We start from the raw sequence: 18,286 nt of genomic DNA on the forward strand, positions 1-18,286 counted from the left end.
AAAAAGCTATCGCGGGCAAGCGCGCTCCTACAGGGAGGTGCGCAGCATCACCGCAACAACCGATCCCTGACCTGCGCGGTGGCCGCGGCATCAAGCTCCAGCCAGTAAACCGGTTTACCGGCGATCACCGCCGCTGCCGCAATACCGTCCCGATACACCAACCGATTGCCCACCAGCGCAGGCACTTTGGCGCCGGGCAACAATGTCCCAACCAGATTAAGCGGGTCAGTGCCGCTGATGCTGATTACGCTGCCATCCAATGGCCGCTTGCGAATCTCACGCAGCAAAGGAATGGCCTCCGGCAACGCAAACTGTTCGCCCGCCAGACCACTGATAAACCGCCCGCCGCGAATCTCCCCGCGTGCTTCCAGCCGATGGAACGTGCGCAGCAACTCTCGCCAACTCGGCAACCAATCCGCCTCGCGCTCCAGCACCCGCCAGAACACCACGCCGTAACGACGCAGCAAGGTCATGGCGATATGTTCCAGCGTCGTCGGATCGGTGGGCGGCGCACGTTTTGAATCCACCGCCGATGGCGCCGAAGCCCGACGCAATAAAGCCCAGCGCCCGGCGTCATCCATGCCGCCAATGAACGCCCCACGATTACGCCGACTGGTGTGGGCCGAGCGTTTGCTGGCAGGCGTGATCAGTGCGCGCAAACCAGCGAAGCTGTCGGCGTTCACCAACCCCGCACCGACCAACTCCTGCAGCGCATTCTCCAGTTCCGTACGCAGTAGGTGGGCCTCGGAGGTCAACTCATCGAAAAACATCGCGCCATGCAGTGTCAGCGTTTCGTGAACCTTCTGCGCACGTAACGACAGTTCGGTGGGCGCGGGCTGCTCGGTCAAGCCGCTCCAGAGACTCACCTGGGATCGTGGCAGCAACACAATCGGCGTACTTCGCAGTGCAGCGGCGCCAACTTTGTTTCTTGCTGCCAAACGCATCCACACCACTTTGCCGGACCGGCAAATATCATCAAGCCAACTCTGGGAATAGTCCTTCAGCCGCGCGGGCAAAATGTCGCCGTCCCATGAGCCCGCAGCGGCGCAAAAACCTTCCAGCTGATCGAGCACTTCCGGCAGTGCAGCCTTGCCTTGGCTCTGCGTCGAGCTGGACAAATGCTGCCAATCGAAGAGAAAACGCATGAAGTCCTGCAACGACACCGGTTCGATTTCCCGACGCAGACGCTTGACCGTGTAACGATGAATGCGCGACAGCAAATGCCGCTCACACCATTGATCATCGTTGGCGCCGGGGCTGAAACGACCGCGTAGCACGTAGCCTTCAGCCTCCAGAATTGCCAGGGCTTGGGCGATCTGGCTGTCAGACATCGCCAGCGGTTCAGCAATGGCCGAGAGCGTCAAAGGGCCGAAGCCGCTCAAGCGCGCACGGAGAATTTCCACTGCCGCCTCTTCTTCGCTCCAAACGTCGTTGAAACCGGCGAGCGCGGCTAGGGGAGGATGCATTTCTGCCGTCGGGTAAAGCGCTTGAACGCACGTCAGGCGTTCCAGTGGGATCCATAGGGCGTGTTCAGGATTTACCTGCAAACGAGTCGCGCGCCCGGCTGTTGCCAAGGTTTCCAGCCATTTCATCCAGTCTTGTTGCTGGCGGGCCTCAGCGCCGCTGACGCAACCGAGCGTCATCAACGCTTCGTGCATTTCATCGGGGTTTTGCGGCTGCGGCCAGGCTTCCTCGCCCACTGCCTTGATAGCCTCGGCATCCAGCGCGCCCAAGTCGTCCGAAGATTGCGCATCGCTCCAGCGCCGGTTCAATACTGCTTGAGTACGGCGTTCTTCGAGTGGTGCGTCATCAAGGAACGCGTAAGGGCGGGCGCTGAGCATTTCTGCCGCCAAAGGGGAGGGCGCAGGAAGATCGCGACTGATCAGCCGCACGTCGCCGTTTTCCATGCGCCGCAACAAGTTGAGCCAGCCTTCGGCGTCCATCGCTTCATGCAGGCAATCGTCCAGGGTTTGCTCTACCAGCGGATGGTCCGGGACTTCGCGCTCTCCCACCAGATTTTCCAGGCACGCGATCTGATCGGGGAAGACAGTGGCGATCAAGTCTTCGCTTTTCATGCGCTGCAATTGCGGCGCGACTTTACGACCGCCGGTGTAACGCGGCAGCGCCAGTGCAACCCCTGCGTTCCAGCGCCAGCGCACGCCAAAAAGTGGCGCATCCAGCACGGCCTGAATCAGCAAGTGTTCGGCGGTTTGGGAATTCAGATAGCGCCACACTTCTTCCAGCGCGAAGCTGTGGCTGGTGGACAGCGACAAGACGATGGCGTCTTCGCTGGCGGCGGCTTGCAACTCGAAATTGAAGGTGCGGCAAAACCGTTTGCGCAGCGCCAGGCCCCAAGCCCGATTGATGCGGCTGCCAAAAGGCGTGTGAATCACCAGTTGCGTGCCGCCGGATTCGTCGAAAAAGCGCTCCATCACCAACGTGTTTTGCGAGGGCAGGGCGCCCAGCACCGAGTGCGCGCGGGCCAGGTATTCGACGATCTGCTCGGCGCTGGCGTAATCCAGACCGAGAGTGTCCATCAGCCATTCCATGCAGCGCGATAACTCACTAGGGTGCGCGGTCAGCAGCTCGTCCAGATGCTCTTGCAAACGCGCCACGGCGAACGACAATTCAGCGCTGCGTCCCGGCGCCTCACCCAGCCAGAAAGGAATGTTCGGCGGCATGCCTTGGGCATCCTCGACCCGCACGCGACCAGCCTCGATGCGCAGGATGCGGTAGGACGTGTTGCCCAGCTGAAAGATGTCGCCCGCCAGACTTTCAACGGCAAAGTCTTCGTTGACCGTGCCGATGTTCAGCGCCTGGGGTTCGAGCATCACGCTGTAGTCGGCGTTGTCCGGAATCGTCCCGCCGCTGGTGACGGCTGTCAGCTTGCTGCCACGCCGCCCGCGCAAAGTCCGAGTGATCGCATCGCGGTGCAGATACGCGCTGCGCACGCCTTGGCGCCCGGTATAACCCTCGGCCAGCATGCGCAGCAGCGCCTGATAATGTTCTTCGTTGACGCTGGCGTAGGGCGAGGCCTGCCGAAACATATTCAGCAGCGCTTGTTCTTCCCACTCCTGGCAGCTGACTTCGGCGATGATCTGTTGCGCCAATACATCCAACGGAGCGCTGGGAATCAGCAGTGTGTCCAGTTCGCCCCGGCGCACGCAGTCGAGCAACGCGGTGCATTCGATCAAGTCGTCGCGGGAAGTCGCGAACAGACGACCTTTTGGCGTGCCGCCCACCTGATGCCCCGAGCGACCGACGCGCTGCAAAAACGAGGCGATCGAACGGGGCGAACCGATCTGGCAGACCAAGTCCACATCACCGATATCAATGCCCAATTCCAGGGAAGCAGTGGCGATCAGCACTTGTAAATCGCCACGCTTGAGCCGCTGTTCGGCGTCCAGACGCTGCTCTTTTGCCAGGCTGCCGTGGTGGGCGGCGACGGCCTGTTTGCCCAAGCGTTCGCTCAAATGCCGCGCCATGCGTTCAGCCATGCGCCGGGTGTTGACGAAAATCAGCGTGGTGCGATGTTTGCGGGCGAGGTCCGCGAGGCGGTCGTAGACCAGTTCCCACACGTCATTGGCCATGATCGCGGTCAATGCCACGGGTGGGACTTCGATGGCCAGATCCCGAGGACGCGCATGGCCGATGTCGACGATGGCGCACGGCCGTTTGACCGGATCACTGCCCACTAGAAAACGCGACACCCGCTCGATGGGTTTTTGCGTAGCGGACAGGCCGATGCGCAATAACGGCGTGCTGCACAAGGCCTGCAAGCGCTCCAGGCTCAGGGCCAGGTGACTGCCGCGTTTGCTGGCGGCGATGGCGTGGATTTCATCGACGATGACCGTCTCGGTACTCGACAACATGCGTCGGCCGGAGTCGGAGCCCAGCAGCACGTACAACGATTCCGGGGTGGTGACCAGAATGTGCGGCGCCGTCTTGCGCATCGACGTGCGTTCTTTCTGCGGCGTATCCCCGGTGCGCACTGCAGTGCTGATGCGCAGTTCCGGCAGGCCCATGCGAGATAGATGATCGGTGATGCCCGTGAGCGGGTTTTGCAGGTTGATCTGGATGTCGTTGGACAGTGCCTTGAGCGGCGAAATGTAGACCACGAACGTTTGATCCGGCAGCGCGCCGCCCGAGTCGAGGCCCTTGTGAACCAGATCATCGATCACCGCAAGAAACGCCGTTAAGGTTTTGCCCGAGCCGGTCGGCGCTGCGATCAGCGTTGACTGGCGCTGCTTTATCAACGGCCACGCCTGGGCCTGAGCGGGCGTAACCGCCGGGAAGGTGCTGCGAAACCAGGCGCTGACAGCGGGATGGAAATCGCCGAGCACCGGGTTGAGCGTCTGGGGTAGGTTCATGTCTGATTTTATGAGGGCGCCGCCGTGCAGATGCAAGCGCCGGTGATCGGCGCGCATGACGGCAAAACCCGTGGGAGCGGACCTGTCCGCGAAGGGGCCGGTAGATCCACTGCATCTTTATTGTCTGAACGTTAGTCTTCGCGGACGAGTCCGCTCCCACAGGATTATCGTAACGGCCATTGGTGACGGCGTTCGCTGGACAGCCGGTGCCTGTTGGGAGAAAACACATGACGTGTTATGTTTGCGGGCGGTTTTCACCCGTTTTTTCAACTGATTCCTGAGACTGAGCCAACTGACTTTATGCGAATGCGCCTTATGCTGTTGGGCGGCGGGAATGCCCTTGGGCAGGCGTTGATTCGTCTGGGTGCCGAGGAGGACATTGGCTTCCTAGCACCGCGTCCACCGCAAGACGGTTGGGATGCGGCAAGCCTGACGCAACTGCTCGACGACACCCGCCCGGATGCCTTGATCAATCTGGCTTACTACTTCGACTGGTTTCAGGCGCAGAGTGTGAGCGCAGAGCGTCTTGCCAGCCAGGAACGCTCGGTCGAGCGCCTGTCCGAACTGTGTCAGCACCACAACATTGTCCTCGTGCAGCCTTCGAGCTATCGCGTGTTCGATGGCTCGCGAGCCACGGCCTACAGCGAAAAAGACGAACCCGTGCCTCTGGGCTCCAGAGGTCAGGCGTTATGGCGTATCGAGCAAAGCGTGCGCGCGACCTGCCCACAGCATGTACTGCTGCGTTTTGGCTGGTTGCTCGATAACAGCGCTGATGGCGTGCTCGGCCGCCTGCTAACTCAGGCCCAATCCCCGGTTGAGCTGCTGTTGGCAGATGATCGCCGTGGTAATCCGACGCCGGTGGACGATGCGGCGCGGGTGATCATTTCCGTGCTCAAGCAACTCGATTGCGCAGCGCCGCTGTGGGGCACTTATCACTACGCAGGTCACGAGGCGACCACGCCGTTGGCGCTGGGCCAGGCGATTCTCACCGAAGCCCGGCTGATGCACCCGCTGGCCATCGAAGCACCGACGGCTCAGGCTCACGCCGCACGCCCCGACGCTGCCGAAGAGCCGCAAAACGCAGTGCTGGCCTGCAAGAAAATCCTTCACACTTTCGGCATCAAGCCGCGCGCCTGGCGTGCTGGCCTGCCGGGCTTACTGGATCGCTATTACCGTCATGTCTGATGCACCCGTCTTGATCACCGGCGGTGCCGGTTTTATTGGTTCACACTTGGCCGACGCCTTGCTGGCCGAGGGTTACTCGGTCCGAGTGCTCGATGACCTTTCCACCGGCAAGCGCAGCAATCTGCCGCTGGACAATCCTCGAGTAGAGCTGATTGAAGGCGATGTCGCGGATGCGGCTGTCGTTGCCCGTGCGGCTCTGGGCTGTCAGTCAGTGGTGCATTTGGCCGCTGTGGCCTCGGTGCAAGCGTCGGTGGATGACCCGGTCAAAACCCATCAAAGCAACTTCATCGGCACACTTAACGTGTGCGAAGCCATGCGTAAGGCGGGGATCAAACGCGTTATTTTTGCCTCCAGTGCGGCCATATACGGCAATAACGGCGAAGGCGATTCAATCAGCGAAGACACCCCCAAAGCGCCGCTCACGCCTTACGCTTCAGACAAACTGGCTGGTGAGTACTACCTGGATTTCTATCGGCGTCAGCACGGTCTGGAGCCGGTGGCGTTCCGGTTTTTCAATATTTTCGGGCCACGTCAGGACCCTTCCTCGCCCTATTCCGGCGTGATCAGCATCTTCGCCGAGCGCGCCGAAAAAGGCCTGCCGATCAGCGTGTTTGGTGATGGCGAACAGACGCGCGACTTCTTCTATGTCGGCGATCTGGCCGGGATTCTGGTGCAGGCGCTGGAGCAGCCGGTTGTGCAGGAGGGCGCGATCAATGTCGGCCTGAACGCCACGACTTCGCTCAATGAGTTGCTGGCGGCCCTGTCGGAAGTGGTTGGCGATTTGCCTGAGGTCACTTACTTGCCGGGGCGTTCGGGGGATATTCGTCATTCCCGCGCGGATAATCAGCGTTTGGTCGAGCGTTTCGACATGCCGGAGCCGACGCCGTTGAGGGTTGGGTTGGCGAAGTTGCTCGGTCGCTGAGAAGCGGCTCTGTGTAGGAGCGCGCTTGCCCGCGATTGCGGTATGTCAGGCACTAATGAGTTAACTGACACGCCGTATTCGCGGGCAAGCGCGGTGCTACAGGGTCCACCGTTTTCAGAACTTGTAGCCAATCCCCACCATATAAACCCATGGGTCCACATCAACATTGACCTTGGTGCGTCCGACGCTCAGTGCTGATGGCCCGTCCATGGTCGCTTCGGTGGCGATGTCCACGTACCAGACCGACGCATTGACCATCATCCGATCGGTGAGCATGTAGTCCATCCCCACTTGCCCAGCCCAACCCCACGAGTTCTTCAGATTCAGATTGCTGAAGCCTTCGTTCTTGCGCGTGCTGCTCAAGTCTTCGTCGTAAAACCAGGTGTAGTTCACGCCCAGGCCTGCATACGGCTGAAACTTTGACGCAGATTCCATCGGGTAGTACTGCAACGACAAGGTTGGTGGCAGCTGTTTGATGTCAGCCAGCTTGCCGTCCAGGCCTGCGCCGAGCCCCTTGACCGCGACGGTGTGCTGGAACGGCGTGGCCGCTAGCAATTCAAGGCCGACATGATCGGTGAGCATGTACGCGAAGGTCAGGCCCAACTGAGTGTCACTGTCCAGCGTGGCTTTAGTGCCCGCGACTTTCGCGCCATCGAGCTTGATGTTGCCACTGTCTTCGTTCGGCGCTGTAGTAGCCGCGCCCGCGCGAACGATGATGTCTCCAGCCTGGTGAGCGTTGGCAACGAGGGGGCAAAGGGCTAGCGCAATCAACGATGCGCCAAGCAGTGAGGTGTTCATGGGGGCTCCGTAAAGGCATCAGAAAAGGATGTCTGATGTTACGAAGGCTCTAACGCGGGAGTTTTGATCTGAGGCAAGGAAAAGTGTCTTGGTGGCGAATAACTGTAGGAGCGCGCTTGCCCGCGAATGCGGTTTGTCCGCCACATCTGTATTGACTGATACACCGCAATCGCGGGCAAGCGCGCTCCTACAAAATTATTGATCCTGCAGTTCATATATCAGGATTTTGTCGGCCTCCATCTGGTATCCCGCATCCGCCAAGTCCGTGGTCGAGGATTTGACCTGCATCGGCCCTTCGATCCAGTAAGGCTGGTACAGCTCATCGACTTTCACCCCCAGCTCGCTGGTGACGTGAACGATCTGGTTCGGCGGCGGCGGGGGAACATGGATACAGGCGCCGAAATACGGCACCAGCAGGAAATCCGTCACGCGGCCTTCTTCGCTCACTTCAAGTGGCACGATGTAACCCGGCAGGCGAACGGTCTGGCCGTTCAGGGATTTGACCACCGGCGCGTGGGGCGCAAGCTGATGCGCGGCGGGGGCGGACTCCATCGACAGCGTGTCCGCCATCTTCGACAGGTCGTGCATGGGCGCGGTAATCAGCTTCACCGGCGGGGCGTCGGCGGGGATCATTTCCTGCCACGTAAGCACACGAATCTGATCGGCCCACACAGGCGCAGCGATCACGATCAACACCATCAACCACAGCCAACGCATCATCCACTTCCTCACAAACGAATCGACAAACCATCGGCCAGCGACTGCCGATAAGCGCGCCACGCAGGCACGACCCCCATCAACACGGCCGCGCCGAGAATACCGCCGAGCAAGGTCCATTCATACTCGCTGGGCAGCGACAACGGCAGGAACAAACCGTAATTGGCCTGCACATAACCCTGCGCCGCCGCGATACCGATATACAGCAGCACGGTGCCGCTGATGACACCGGCCAGCGCCAGGGCGAACGCTTCAAGGATCAACAGACTGGCGATGTGCCAAGGCCGCGCGCCGACCGAACGCAGGATCGCCATCTCCCGACGACGCTCATTGAGGCTGGTGAGGATCGCCGTCAGCATGCCGATCAGCCCCGTCAGCACCACAAACAGCGAGATCACGAACAGCGCTTTTTCCGCCGTGCCCATCAGACTCCACAGCTCCTGCAGCGCCACGCCCGGCAGGATTGCCAGCATTGGCTCGCCGCGAAACTCATTGATCTCGCGCTGCACGGCGAAGGTCGCGATTTTGCTGTTAAGGCCCAGCATGAACGCAGTGATCGCGGTCGGCGTCAGGTCCATGTTTCGCGCTTGATCGGCGCTGATCCGGCCCGCGCCTTGGGCTGGGACGCCGTTATGCCAATCGATATGAATCGCCTCCATGCCGCCGAGGCTGATGTGCAACGTGCGGTCCACGGGTGTGCCGGTGCGCTTCAAAATACCGACCACGGTGAATGGTTTATCGTCGTGCTTGACCAGACTGATCGCCGCCACGCCGTGGGCCAGCACCAGCTTGTCGCCCAGCTTGTACTTCAGCGCATCGGCTACTTCGGCGCCGAGCACCACTTCAAAAGGGTCGGTGGCGAAGGCCCGACCTTCAGCCAGCTCAAGGCTCTGGTGCCTGCCGAACTGGTAGTGCTCGAAATAGGATTCGTTGGTGCCCATCACTCGGTAGCCGCGATGGGAATCGCCCAGGGAAATCGGGATCGCCCACTTCACCTGCTTGCTCTGGGCGAAGTGCTCGAAGCTGTCCCAGCGGATGTTGTTGGTAGCGTTACCGATGCGGAACACCGAATACAGCAGCAGATTCACCGAGCCGGAACGCGCGCCGACGATCAAATCAGTGCCGCTGATGGTGCTGGCGAAACTGGCCCGCGCTTCGGTGCGCACGCGTTCCACGGCCAACAACAGGCAGACCGACAGCGCAATGGCGAAGGCCGTGAGAAATGCGGTGAAGCGGCGGTTGGCGAGGCTGGCCATCGCCAGACGAAAAAGATACATCTCAAACCTCGGGGGCGACGGCGGCGCGATTGAGTTCGGACAACGACAGGTTCCGGTCGAATAGCGGCGCCAGGCTTTGATCATGGCTGACGAACAACAGACTAGCCCCGGCGTCGCGGCACTCTGCGAACAGCAAGCGGATAAACGCTTCGCGGGTGTCAGCGTCAAGCGCAGAAGTCGGCTCGTCAGCAATCACCAATTCTGGCTGACCGATCAGGGCCCGCGCGGCGGCAACTCGCTGTTGCTGGCCGATGGAAAGTGAGTCAGCGCGTCGGCTGAGCATTTCCGGATCTTTCAGGCCCAAGTGCGCAAGCAGCGTAGCGGCGGCTTGATCGACACTGCCGTGGCGCTGTGTTGCTCGTTGCGTGCGCAATTTGGAGAAATGACACGGCAGCTCGACGTTCTCGCGCACTGACAAAAACGGCAGCAGGTTGAACTGTTGGAAGATGTAACCGGTGTGATCGACCCGAAAACGGTCGCGGGCGCCAGCGGATAATTGCGTGAGTTCCTGCCCCAGCAGCCGGATGCTGCCGCGATTGGGCGCCTGCACGCCGCCGAGCAGACCCAGCAGCGTGGTTTTGCCGCTGCCGCTGGGGCCTTTAAGGAACAGCGTTTCGCCGGGCTCCAGACGGAACGCCGGAATGTCCAGCAACTGAGGGTGACCCGGCCAAGTGAAGCCAAGGTCGGACAGTTCGATGAGTGCTTGAGTCATGGCCTGCGTCATGTCGAAAAATGAAGCGACCGAGTGGCCGGTCGCATGTGAGGCAAGCGGTTTAGAACTTGATCACCGGATTGCTGGCGCGCACTTCGGCGCCCAGTTGACGCTTGGCAGTGATCAATTGCACCTGAATTTTCTGGGTGGCGGGGAAGGTCTGGAAGATCTGCGTCAGGTCCAGTTGGGTCAGTATCGATGGCACGTTGCAGGTGAACCGGTAATTACCGTGGATCTCGCTGTGCTCATGGTCGTGGTCATCGGCATGTTCGTCGGCATCGCCGTCTTCATCCTTGTCGCCGAACAGCGGGCTGCTGAGTTTCTGCGAAATTACCGAGCATTGCGCCGCTTCCGGGACGCTGAACAGGCCGTGTGGCTTGAGCAAGGCATCGCGGGCATCGGCGAGTTTGGCCTTGTCAGCGTCGCTGGTGGCAGCGTGTTCGAAGCCGACGATGTTCATGGCGGGGGTGTTGAAGTCAAACTCCAGCGTCGTACCTTCTTGCGCCACGTCCAGCCGCGCTACCCCGTGTTCGTGAGCGCCGAGGCTGGCGTGCTCATGATCGTGATCATGTTCGTCGGCGGCGTGGGCGATGGCGAGAGGTAACAAGGCGAAGGGCAGGGCGAGCAACAGACGACGCATGGGCAGGGCTCCGGGATGGGGGTTAGGTGTTGTTATGTGATCTTATAACAATACGGCTCGATGGTTTCTAAGTTTTTGCGCTGATCCTGTGGGAGCCAACTTGTTGGCGAGCAATTGACGCGATGATTCAGGCACGCCGCCTCGCGAATAAATTCGCTCCTACAGGGGGCCGCGTGCAGCCTGACAACAGCTGTGGGACCATGCTGCCAGCCAAATCAGAGGAATCGAACCATGCTACGTATCCGTGGAACCATCGGCGATCTGCCGGTGGATTTGACCCTTGAGCTGGACGACGGCGATTGGGCGCAGTTGGGCGCTCAACTTCAGGCAGCGAAGCCCGCGGCTGAAGACGTGAAAGCAGCGCCAAAGCGCCAGGACGACAAGATCTGGGAGATTGCCCAGGAATTGCTGCAAAAGGCCGGGCAGATCACCGGGCCGGATTTGCTGGAACAACTGGAAGGGCTGACCGGCAGTTCGGCGGCAGGCAAACGCCTGCTGGTGCGGTTGCGGCATAACCCGAACGTGAAGGTCGAAAGCGGCGCGGACACGCCGGTTTATTGCTGGGTGGGGTGAGGGCGGCAACGCGATGCTTCTCTGTAGGAGCGCGCTTGCCCGCGATTGCGGTGTGTCAGCCAATCATGTGTTAACCGGCATACCGTATTCGCGGGCAAGCGCGCTCCTACAGGGCGCGGTGATCAATACAACGCAGCAAATAGCTTGCGGCGGTAGGTGGTCACCAGCGGATGGTCATTGCCGAGCAGATCGAACACCTGCAACAGGGTCTTGTGCGGCAGACCTTCGTTGTAGCTGCGGTTGCGGATGAACAGCTTGAGCAACCCTTCCAGTGCCGCTTCGTATTGCTGGCGCGACAATTGATGCATCGCCAGTTGATGAGCCGCTTCATCATCCTGCGGGTTTTGCGCCAGACGAGTTTTCAGGTCAGCAGCGTCCGGCAGAGCAGCGGCTTGTGCGAGGAACGTCAACTGCGCCTTGGCGCCAGCCAGCGCTGCTTTGTGATCGTCACTTTTCACAGCGTCGAGCACGGCGCCTGCTTCCGTCAGTTCGCCACGTTCAGCCAGGCAGCGTGCGTACAGAATCAGCGCCGCTGCGTTGGTGTTGTCTTCGGCCAGCAGGGTTTTCAGAATCGCTTCGGCGTCGGCAAAACGGCTTTCGGCGAACAGCGACTGAGCGGTTTCCAGCGGGTCGGCCTCGGTGTCGATGGGCTCGGGCATCTGCACATGAGGCTCAAGCAGGGTGCGGATCTGCGATTCAGGCTGGGCGCCTGCAAAACCGTCCACCGGCTGACCATCCTTGAACAGCACCACGGTCGGCAGGCTACGAATGCCGAAGCGCGCGACGATTTCTTCGTTGGCGTCGCAATCGACCTTGGCCAGCAGAAGTTCGCCCTGGTAGTCCTCGGCGATCTTTTGCAGCAGCGGCATCAGCACCTTGCACGGCGCGCACCATTCAGCCCAGAAATCCACGAGCACGGGTTTGTGAAACGAGTTCTCGATGACCAGCTGATCAAAGTCAGCAACGGTCGCGTCGAAGATGTAGGGAGTGGCCTGGCTCATCGGTAATCTCGGGAAATCGTGAATGGGGCAACTATAAAGCGCTCGGGGGATTGTCGGAAGCGGGGTGTGTCAGATGTAGGAGGGATATAGCTCGATCGTCTGTAGGAGCGCGCTTGCCCGCGATCTCGGTGTGCCAGACGCCAACGATGTATTTGATCCGACGCCATCGCGGGCAAGCGCGCTCCTACAGGTCGCTCAGCGTTCGCGAGGTCCCTATCGAAGCGGGAGTTCAACGGGCCGCGTGATACAGACTCACCTTGCGAAACTCCCACGGCTCGGCCAGATCCGGCAGCGTCAACGCCTCCAGAATCGCGAGTCGCTGATACAGCGGATGCTGGAAATCCCTGACCCGCGAATCGGCCACCAACGCCTGCCGACCGCGACTCAAAAACGCATCCAGCAACGGCAGATTCGCGCGGTCATAGAGCACATCGGCCACCAGAATCAGATCGAAACGGTCCGCCTCGCCAAAGAAATCATCCGAATAACCTAGCGCCACATCATTTAACGCCGCATTGGCCCGACAGGCCTCAATCGCCAACGGATCAAGATCACACGCCACCACTTCCAGCGCGCCAGCTTTCATTGCTGCAATCCCCGCCACCCCAGAGCCTGCGCCGAAATCCAGCACGCGCTTGCCTTCGACCCAATGCGGATGCTCGGCCAGAAATCGCGCAACCGCCAGACCGCTGGCCCAGCAAAAAGCCCAGTAGGGCGGGTCGTCGAGGATGCGTCGGGTTTCGTCAGGGCTGAACGCGCGATCCATGTTCTGCGCATCGATCAGCCACAGTCTCAGATCGGTATCAGGCAACGACTCAGCCACCAACCGGGCATCGCCGAGCAGTTCGCTCAGCGCTGCCTGGAGTTGAAGCGGTGGGCTCATGGCGCGGTGACGAACTGCAACTGGCCCAGGGCTTGAGTCTCTGGTGTCTGGATCAGCACCGATGGCAAATGCAGAATCAACTGACCGGACTGGCTGGCGCGGCCACGCAACTCGACCCGCGCGCCCACCGGGAAGGCTTCAGGGTTGAAGCGCAACTGGAAGGGCAACGACTTGCTGTTGCCGATCAGCTTGGTGCTCGACAGCAGTTTTTGCGGGCGATTGCGGTCATCGATCACCAGCAGCGCCATTTCGACTTCAGCGCCTGCAGGTACGCCCAGCAATTGGCCGCTCAGCTCGCGCTGATAAGGCAGCAATGGCCCCGGTCCTTCAGGCAGTTTGAGCGGGGCCGTTTTGGTGGCGGCGGGCGCTGGCGCGGGCGTCGGTGGCTCAGTGCTGCTACACGCGGCCAGCAGGCCGGCAAAGCTGAATACGGCGAGCAATCGTAGCGTCATGAACAACTCCGGGAAAAACCAATGCGAGGAGGGGCGGGGCGTGATGTCACGCAGTATCGCCGACGGCGGCTGTTTTGGCAGCGCTTGATGGGCGTCTGTATACCGCAAACCCCGAGACTTGTCTTGCCAGCGGGATGCGCTACCATGGCCCTCCCTTTTATTGTTGCCTGCCACCATGCACTGTCCCTTTTGCGGTGCCAACGACACCAAAGTCATTGACTCCCGCCTGGTCGCCGAGGGCGATCAAGTCCGCCGTCGCCGTGAATGCGTGGCCTGCGGCGAGCGTTTCACCACGTTCGAGACCGCTGAACTGGTGCTCCCACGTCTGATCAAGCAAGACGGCAGCCGCCAACCGTTCGACGAGGACAAGCTGCGTGCCGGCATGCAGCGAGCGCTGGAAAAGCGCCCCGTCAGCGTCGAGCGCCTTGAAGCCGCGATCGCCCACATCAAAAGCAAGCTGCGCGCCACCGGCGAACGCGAGGTCAAGTCATTGATCGTCGGTGAACTGGTGATGGGCGAGCTACAAAAACTCGACGAAGTGGCCTATATCCGCTTTGCTTCTGTTTACCGGCGGTTCCAGGACCTCAACGAATTCCGCGAAGAAATCGACCGACTGGCCCGCGAGCCGGTTAAAGAGTGAGCATGTCTTCGACTGAACAAGCCGCACTGGACGCCTTCTACATGGCTCGCGCGCTGGAACTGGCGCGCAAAGGCGTTTATTCCACGCACCCCAATCCCCGAGTGGGTTGCGTCATCGTGCGCGACGGCACAATCGTCGGCGAAGGCTGGCATGTCCGGGCCGGTGAGCCCCACGCCGAAGTTCATGCCCTGCGCCATGCTGGCGACAAAGCCCGTGGCGCTACTGCGTACGTCACCCTCGAACCTTGCAGCCATCATGGCCGAACCCCACCTTGTGCCGACGCCTTGCTCGAAGCGGGCATTTCCCGCGTCGTGGCCGCCATGCAAGACCCCAATCCTGATGTCGGCGGACGCGGTTTGCTGCGGCTGATGAATGCGGGGGTCAACGTGCAGAGCGGCGTGCTGCAAAGCGAAGCGCGGGCGATCAACAAGGGCTTTCTCAAGCGTATGGAGCACGGCTTGCCGTACGTGCGCGTGAAAATGGCGATGAGCCTCGACGGCCGCACCGCCATGGCCAGCGGCGAAAGCAAATGGATCACCGGCCCCGAAGCGCGCTCGGCAGTACAGCGTCTGCGCGCGCAATCGAGCGTGGTGCTGACCGGCGCCGATACGGTGCTGTCCGACGATGCTCGCCTGACCGTGCGCCCCGATGAATTGGGCCTGAGCGCCGAGTTGACCGCGCTGGCGGTGACTCGTCCGCCGCTGCGCGTACTGATCGATGGCCGACTGCGCGTCCCTCTCGATGCGCCGTTTTTCAAGGCCGGTAGCGCGCTGGTAGTGACCTGTGCAGCGGCGTCGGCCCGCGAGCGTTATCACGCCGAAGGCCACGATATGCTGGCGCTGCCGAGCAGTGGCGGGCACGTGGACCTGCGCAAATTGTTGGTCGAGCTGGCAGCCCGGGGCGTCAATGACGTGCTGGTCGAAGCCGGGCCGAAGCTGGCGGGTGCATTTACGCGGTTGGGGCTGGTGGATGAATTCCAGATCTTTGTCGCCGGCAAGTTTATGGGCTCAAGTGCGCGTCCGTTGCTGGATCTGCCACTGGCGCAAATGAATGAAGCGCTTGAACTGCAAATCGTCGAAATGCGCGCCATTGGAAATGATTGGCGCGTCATCGCAATACCCGCGTCGCACCCCGGCGTATAATTTCCGGCCATTGCTCATCGCTGGCCCTGTTCTCCTGGAGGACCCATGTTTACCGGCATTATCGAATCCATCGGCAGCATCCGCGCCCTGACCCCTAAAGGCGGCGATGTCCGCGTTTATGTTGAGACCGGCAAACTTGATCTTTCCGACGTCAAACTCGGCGACAGCATTGCCGTCAACGGCGTTTGTCTGACGGCGGTAGAGCTGCCCGGCGATGGCTTCTGGGCTGATGTCAGCCGCGAAACACTGGACGTCACCGCGTTCATCGATCTGAAGGCGGGCAGCCGGGTCAATCTGGAAAAAGCCCTCACCCCCACCACCCGTTTAGGTGGTCATCTGGTCAGCGGCCACGTCGATGGCGTCGGCGAAGTCCTGTCCCGCGAAGAGAACGCCCGTGCGATTCAGTTCCGCATGCGCGCGCCCCGTGAGTTGGCCAAATACATTTCCCACAAGGGTTCGATCACCGTCGATGGCACCAGCCTCACGGTCAATGCCGTCAATGGCGCCGAGTTCGAACTGACCATCGTCCCGCACACGCTGGCCGAAACCATCATGGGCGACTACCGTCCGGGCCGTAAGATCAACCTCGAAGTCGACTTGCTGGCGCGCTACCTAGAGCGTCTGTTGCTCGGCGACAAGGCCGCCGACCCGACACCCGCCCAGGGCGGCAGCATCACCGAAGGTTTTCTTGCCGCCAACGGCTACCTCAAATCCTGATTAAGGGGGTGCCGCGTGGCGCTCAATAGCATTGAAGAGCTGGTTGAAGACATTCGCCAAGGCAAGATGGTCATCCTCATGGATGACGAAGATCGCGAAAACGAAGGCGATCTGATCATGGCCTCCGAGTGCGTCAAGGCCGAGCACATCAACTTCATGGCGCGTTACGCCCGTGGACTGATCTGCATGCCCATGACCCGCGAGCGCTGCGAAACCCTGAAGCTGCCCCTGATGGCGCCACGTAATGGCTCGGGTTTCGGCACCAAGTTCACCGTTTCCATCGAAGCTGCCGAAGGTGTTACCACCGGCATTTCCGCCGCTGACCGCGCGCGCACCGTGCAAGCGGCCGCTGCAAAAGATGCCCGCGCCGACGATATCGTCAGCCCCGGTCATATCTTCCCGTTGATGGCGCAAGCGGGCGGCACTTTGTCCCGCGCAGGCCATACCGAAGCTGCCTGCGATCTGGCCCGGATGGCCGGTTTCGAGCCGACCGGCGTGATCTGCGAAGTGATGAACGACGACGGCACCATGTCCCGTCGCACAGAACTCGAAGCATTTGCCGCTGAACACAGCATCAAGATCGGCACCATTGCCGACCTGATCCATTACCGCATGATCCACGAACGTACCGTTCAGCGGATTGCCGAGCAGCCGATGGACAGCGAACTGGGCCAGTTCAACCTGGTGACCTACCGCGATTCGGTTGAAGGCGATGTTCACCTGGCGCTGACGCTGGGCAAGATTTGCGCAGAAGAACCGACTCTGGTGCGCGTTCATAACATGGACCCGTTGCGCGACCTGTTGATGGTCAAGCAGCCCGGCCGCTGGAGCCTGCGTGCCGCCATGAGCGCCGTTGCCCAAGCTGGCAGCGGCGTGGTTTTGCTGCTCGGACATCCGCTCGATGGAGACGTGTTGCTGGCGCATATTCGCGACACGGCCGAGAACACCACACCTAAATCGCCCACTACTTACAGCACTGTGGGCGCCGGTTCGCAGATTCTTCGTGACCTCGGCGTGCGCAAAATGCGCCTGATGAGTTCGCCAATGAAGTTCAATGCGATATCCGGTTTCGATCTGGAAGTTGTAGAATACGTGCCCTCCGAATAAAGACCGGCAGCGAATACGTGCGAAACCCCGTTGTTCAACACGTTTGCGCTGCCTTTTCTGTTTCGTGGCCTAAAATCCCTGGAAGCGCGCGCCTGATGCGCGCTTGCTTGCTCTTTAATACGAGAATACGAGACTCAGCCGAATGACCCTGAAGACCATCGAAGGTACCTTCATCGCCCCACAAGGCCGCTACGCCCTGGTGGTTGGCCGCTTCAACAGCTTCGTCGTGGAAAGCCTGGTGAGCGGTGCCGTTGATGCCCTGGTTCGCCATGGCGTGAGCGAAGACGACATCACCATCATCCGCGCGCCGGGTGCTTTCGAAATTCCACTGGTCGTGCAGAAGGTCGCTCAACGCAGCGAATTCGCCGCGATCATCGCTCTGGGCGCTGTCATTCGTGGCGGTACTCCGCACTTCGAATACGTTGCCGGCGAATGCGTCAAAGGCCTGTCCCAGGTCTCCATGGAGTTCGGCGTGCCCGTCGCCTTCGGCGTGCTGACCGTCGACTCCATTGAACAAGCCATCGAACGTTCCGGCACCAAAGCCGGCAACAAAGGTGCTGAAGCAGCGCTGTCCGCCGTTGAGATGGTCAGCCTGTTGGCGCAGTTGGAGGCCAAGTGATTAACGACGAAAGCGACCAGTTCAACCCACGCGATGCCAAGTCGCCCGAGGCTGCCAAAAATCGTAGCGCCAAGCGCCGCGAAGCACGTCAGCTGGCGATGCAGGCCCTGTATCAGTGGCACATGGCGGGTCACTCGCTGAACGAAATCGAAGCGCAGTTCCGCGTCGACAACGACTTCAAAGACGTTGATGGCGTTTATTTTCACGAGCTGCTTCACGGCGTTGCCACCAACAAGACCGAGATCGACACCGCGCTCGCGCCTTGCCTGGACATCACGATCGAAGAGCTTGATCCGGTTGAACTGGCCGTTCTGCGCCTGTCCACCTACGAGCTGCTCAAGCGCATCGACGTGCCGTATCGCGTGGTCATCAACGAAGGCATCGAGCTGGCGAAAGTCTACGGTTCGACCGACGGCCACAAGTTCGTCAATGGCGTGCTCGACAAGCTGGCTCCGCGTCTGCGCGAAGTCGAAGTGAAGGCTCACAAGCGCTAAGGGCCTCTGGGGTTTGCCCCAGGACCTGAGCGTCTGA

General features: G+C 60.8%; 17 protein-coding genes and 1 pseudogene. 9 read left to right on the forward strand and 9 right to left on the reverse strand.

What is annotated here, in order from left to right:
* Positions 1–47: 47 nt before the first annotated feature.
* Positions 48–4,370 carry an Lhr family helicase gene (locus ACWKV9_RS21510; RefSeq protein ID WP_483838120.1) on the reverse strand — a complete coding sequence of 1,441 codons (4,323 nt, stop codon included), beginning with the start codon at positions 4,368–4,370 and terminating at the stop codon, positions 48–50.
* A 300-nt stretch (positions 4,371–4,670) separates the two neighbouring features.
* Here ACWKV9_RS21510 and ACWKV9_RS21515 point away from each other — a divergent pair, with 300 nt between their 5' ends.
* Complete coding sequence (locus tag ACWKV9_RS21515; RefSeq protein ID WP_483838121.1) at positions 4,671–5,555, forward strand: sugar nucleotide-binding protein; 885 nt, start codon at positions 4,671–4,673, stop codon at positions 5,553–5,555.
* Complete coding sequence (locus ACWKV9_RS21520; RefSeq protein ID WP_483838122.1) at positions 5,548–6,477, forward strand: NAD-dependent epimerase/dehydratase family protein; 930 nt, start codon at positions 5,548–5,550, stop codon at positions 6,475–6,477. The genes ACWKV9_RS21515 and ACWKV9_RS21520 overlap by 8 nt, the downstream gene beginning before the upstream one ends.
* A 114-nt stretch (positions 6,478–6,591) precedes the next feature.
* Here ACWKV9_RS21520 and ACWKV9_RS21525 read toward each other — a convergent pair whose 3' ends face one another.
* The 5 genes and pseudogenes from ACWKV9_RS21525 to ACWKV9_RS21545 form a co-directional block, all read right to left on the reverse strand.
* A complete protein-coding gene (locus ACWKV9_RS21525) occupies positions 6,592–7,275 on the reverse strand; it encodes an OmpW/AlkL family protein (protein WP_483838123.1) in 684 nt (227 codons plus the stop codon).
* 195 nt (positions 7,276–7,470) lie between these two features.
* Entirely contained in the window at positions 7,471–7,995 is a 525-nt protein-coding gene (locus ACWKV9_RS21530; RefSeq protein ID WP_483838124.1) for a DUF3299 domain-containing protein, read from the reverse strand.
* Positions 7,996–8,003: 8 nt separating this feature from the next.
* Complete coding sequence (locus ACWKV9_RS21535) at positions 8,004–9,269, reverse strand: ABC transporter permease (protein WP_483838125.1); 1,266 nt, start codon at positions 9,267–9,269, stop codon at positions 8,004–8,006.
* Positions 9,270–9,271: 2 nt separating this feature from the next.
* A pseudogene (locus tag ACWKV9_RS21540) lies at positions 9,272–9,981 on the reverse strand (ABC transporter ATP-binding protein); the annotation flags it as partial.
* Positions 9,982–10,042: 61 nt separating this feature from the next.
* On the reverse strand, positions 10,043–10,621 hold the full coding sequence (locus ACWKV9_RS21545; RefSeq protein ID WP_483838126.1) for a DUF2796 domain-containing protein: 579 nt from the start codon (positions 10,619–10,621) through the stop codon (positions 10,043–10,045).
* Between the two features lie 231 nt (positions 10,622–10,852).
* On the opposite strand from ACWKV9_RS21545, the gene ACWKV9_RS21550 reads away from it, so the two are divergent.
* Entirely contained in the window at positions 10,853–11,194 is a 342-nt protein-coding gene (locus ACWKV9_RS21550; protein ID WP_483838127.1) for a hypothetical protein, read from the forward strand.
* 122 nt (positions 11,195–11,316) lie between these two features.
* On the opposite strand, the gene trxA is transcribed toward ACWKV9_RS21550, so the two are convergent.
* The 3 genes from trxA to ACWKV9_RS21565 all read right to left on the reverse strand — a co-directional run bounded on the left by trxA (position 11,317) and on the right by ACWKV9_RS21565 (position 13,530).
* The gene (gene trxA / locus ACWKV9_RS21555) at positions 11,317–12,195 is read right to left on the reverse strand and encodes a thioredoxin (protein ID WP_483838128.1); all 879 of its coding nucleotides are present in this window, start codon (positions 12,193–12,195) and stop codon (positions 11,317–11,319) included.
* Between the two features lie 229 nt (positions 12,196–12,424).
* On the reverse strand, positions 12,425–13,078 hold the full coding sequence (locus ACWKV9_RS21560) for a class I SAM-dependent methyltransferase (protein WP_483838129.1): 654 nt from the start codon (positions 13,076–13,078) through the stop codon (positions 12,425–12,427).
* The gene (locus ACWKV9_RS21565; RefSeq protein WP_483838130.1) at positions 13,075–13,530 is read right to left on the reverse strand and encodes a hypothetical protein; all 456 of its coding nucleotides are present in this window, start codon (positions 13,528–13,530) and stop codon (positions 13,075–13,077) included. The genes ACWKV9_RS21560 and ACWKV9_RS21565 overlap by 4 nt, the downstream gene beginning before the upstream one ends.
* 175 nt (positions 13,531–13,705) lie before the next feature.
* Between ACWKV9_RS21565 and nrdR the strand changes: the two genes are divergently transcribed.
* The 6 genes from nrdR (at position 13,706) to nusB (ending at position 18,249) form a co-directional block, all read left to right on the forward strand.
* Complete coding sequence (gene nrdR, locus ACWKV9_RS21570) at positions 13,706–14,170, forward strand: transcriptional regulator NrdR (RefSeq protein WP_268798185.1); 465 nt, start codon at positions 13,706–13,708, stop codon at positions 14,168–14,170.
* 2 nt (positions 14,171–14,172) lie between these two features.
* Positions 14,173–15,312, forward strand: a complete 1,140-nt coding sequence (gene ribD, locus ACWKV9_RS21575; protein WP_483838131.1) for a bifunctional diaminohydroxyphosphoribosylaminopyrimidine deaminase/5-amino-6-(5-phosphoribosylamino)uracil reductase RibD — start codon at positions 14,173–14,175, stop codon at positions 15,310–15,312.
* A gap of 45 nt (positions 15,313–15,357) precedes the next feature.
* Positions 15,358–16,029, forward strand: coding sequence for a riboflavin synthase (locus ACWKV9_RS21580; protein WP_483838132.1), 672 nt, complete (start codon positions 15,358–15,360; stop codon positions 16,027–16,029).
* A gap of 15 nt (positions 16,030–16,044) precedes the next feature.
* Entirely contained in the window at positions 16,045–17,136 is a 1,092-nt protein-coding gene (ribBA, locus tag ACWKV9_RS21585) for a bifunctional 3,4-dihydroxy-2-butanone-4-phosphate synthase/GTP cyclohydrolase II (protein ID WP_483838133.1), read from the forward strand.
* 142 nt (positions 17,137–17,278) lie between these two features.
* Complete coding sequence (gene ribH, locus ACWKV9_RS21590) at positions 17,279–17,755, forward strand: 6,7-dimethyl-8-ribityllumazine synthase (RefSeq protein ID WP_349800744.1); 477 nt, start codon at positions 17,279–17,281, stop codon at positions 17,753–17,755.
* Positions 17,752–18,249, forward strand: coding sequence for a transcription antitermination factor NusB (nusB, locus tag ACWKV9_RS21595; protein ID WP_268798180.1), 498 nt, complete (start codon positions 17,752–17,754; stop codon positions 18,247–18,249). The genes ribH and nusB overlap by 4 nt, the downstream gene beginning before the upstream one ends.
* Positions 18,250–18,286 lie beyond the last annotated feature (37 nt).

This window comes from Pseudomonas corni, assembly GCF_057128765.1.

Bases quoted from the DNA above. Each gene is read 5' to 3' on its own strand.
- ACWKV9_RS21510 (WP_483838120.1), bottom strand. From the start codon at position 4,370: ATGAACCTACCCCAGACGCTCAACCCGGTGCTCGGCGATTTCCATCCC.
- ACWKV9_RS21515 (WP_483838121.1), top strand. From the start codon at position 4,671: ATGCGAATGCGCCTTATGCTGTTGGGCGGCGGGAATGCCCTTGGGCAG.
- ACWKV9_RS21520 (WP_483838122.1), top strand. From the start codon at position 5,548: ATGTCTGATGCACCCGTCTTGATCACCGGCGGTGCCGGTTTTATTGGT.
- ACWKV9_RS21525 (WP_483838123.1), bottom strand. From the start codon at position 7,275: ATGAACACCTCACTGCTTGGCGCATCGTTGATTGCGCTAGCCCTTTGC.
- ACWKV9_RS21530 (WP_483838124.1), bottom strand. From the start codon at position 7,995: ATGATGCGTTGGCTGTGGTTGATGGTGTTGATCGTGATCGCTGCGCCT.
- ACWKV9_RS21535 (WP_483838125.1), bottom strand. From the start codon at position 9,269: ATGTATCTTTTTCGTCTGGCGATGGCCAGCCTCGCCAACCGCCGCTTC.
- ACWKV9_RS21545 (WP_483838126.1), bottom strand. From the start codon at position 10,621: ATGCGTCGTCTGTTGCTCGCCCTGCCCTTCGCCTTGTTACCTCTCGCC.
- ACWKV9_RS21550 (WP_483838127.1), top strand. From the start codon at position 10,853: ATGCTACGTATCCGTGGAACCATCGGCGATCTGCCGGTGGATTTGACC.
- trxA (WP_483838128.1), bottom strand. From the start codon at position 12,195: ATGAGCCAGGCCACTCCCTACATCTTCGACGCGACCGTTGCTGACTTT.
- ACWKV9_RS21560 (WP_483838129.1), bottom strand. From the start codon at position 13,078: ATGAGCCCACCGCTTCAACTCCAGGCAGCGCTGAGCGAACTGCTCGGC.
- ACWKV9_RS21565 (WP_483838130.1), bottom strand. From the start codon at position 13,530: ATGACGCTACGATTGCTCGCCGTATTCAGCTTTGCCGGCCTGCTGGCC.
- nrdR (WP_268798185.1), top strand. From the start codon at position 13,706: ATGCACTGTCCCTTTTGCGGTGCCAACGACACCAAAGTCATTGACTCC.
- ribD (WP_483838131.1), top strand. From the start codon at position 14,173: ATGTCTTCGACTGAACAAGCCGCACTGGACGCCTTCTACATGGCTCGC.
- ACWKV9_RS21580 (WP_483838132.1), top strand. From the start codon at position 15,358: ATGTTTACCGGCATTATCGAATCCATCGGCAGCATCCGCGCCCTGACC.
- ribH (WP_349800744.1), top strand. From the start codon at position 17,279: ATGACCCTGAAGACCATCGAAGGTACCTTCATCGCCCCACAAGGCCGC.